Origin of the sequence: Malikia spinosa (assembly GCF_002980625.1) — a bacterium.
Taxonomy (GTDB): domain Bacteria; phylum Pseudomonadota; class Gammaproteobacteria; order Burkholderiales; family Burkholderiaceae_C; genus Malikia; species Malikia spinosa.
On record NZ_PVLR01000101.1, the window covers coordinates 1 to 958 of the forward strand.

Consider the following 958-nt stretch of genomic DNA (forward strand, 5'->3'; position numbering starts at 1 on the left):
CCGCGCCCCGCCGCCGGCGCCCCCCCCACCCCCCGCCGAGCCAGAACCTGCACCACCGGATCCGGAGCCGCCCGCCCCGCTGCCGCCTGATCCACCACCATGCCCTGCCGCCGAGGCCGCGCCACCAACTCCAATGGCAACGGTCAGCAACAGTGCAAGGGGCCAAGAAGTTCGTTTCATGATGTTCCTCTCCAGTTTTTCGTCAAGGTTGGATGCCTGCGCAGGGATCACGCCTCGACTTGGCCAGCGCCTTGCGGCCTTGCTCCTTGGCGCGTGCTGCCATCTGTTCGTGATGCTTGGCTATGTAGGCCTGGCATTCCTCGCGGTTCTTCATGGCGGCCATGCGCTGCCGGTGCGCCTCGCGCTCCTCGGGCGTCATGAGCGACCAGCCCGGCGTGTTGTCGCTGTTCCAGTTTGGGCCCTTGCCCGGTCCTCCGCCGGCACCAGGCCCCGTTTGGGCTACCGCAACGGACACACCCAAAGCCAAGAATTCCGATATGACAATTTTTTTGCAGATACGCACAGAACCCCCCTGTCGAAAACTGATTCGAAGATCAATCAACTTCCATCATGTCACCCTACGCCAATGAAGACAATGGCTGCAGCCAGAGGCGAATCGCTACTGGCATGATGAACCGGTCACCTGGGTCTATCGTGCGATGCAACGCTACCTGCGCCGTCATGTCGCCAGGGATTCCGGACACTGGGTTCGCCAGTTCATGGCCTCGTGCGATCCGGTGGAAATCGCGCAGCTGATGCGTTCCAACCAGGGAGCGCTGCTGGTCTTCGGGGAAATGCTGTGGGCACGAACACTGGAGCCGGACGTGTCCAGGCGGCGCTGGCCTTACCGTGAGGACGCCACGCAGGATGGTCGGCCACTCTGGGGGCACCTGGTGTTGCGAGGGGTCCAGGCTGAAACCCGATCTCTGCAGCTCAACTCGGCCGAGTGGCAGTGGCT

Annotated in this window: 1 protein-coding gene and 1 pseudogene; one reads left to right on the plus strand and one right to left on the minus strand. The window is 63.3% G+C overall.

Annotated features, from left to right (window positions below; translation table 11 throughout):
- Nucleotides 1-202 precede the first annotated feature (202 nt).
- Complete coding sequence (locus C6P61_RS18025) at nt 203-475, minus strand: hypothetical protein (RefSeq protein WP_170067415.1); 273 nt, start codon at nt 473-475, stop codon at nt 203-205.
- Between the two features lie 184 nt (nt 476-659).
- Here C6P61_RS18025 and C6P61_RS17540 point away from each other — a divergent pair.
- Nucleotides 660-958: pseudogene (locus C6P61_RS17540) on the plus strand (hypothetical protein); the annotation flags it as partial.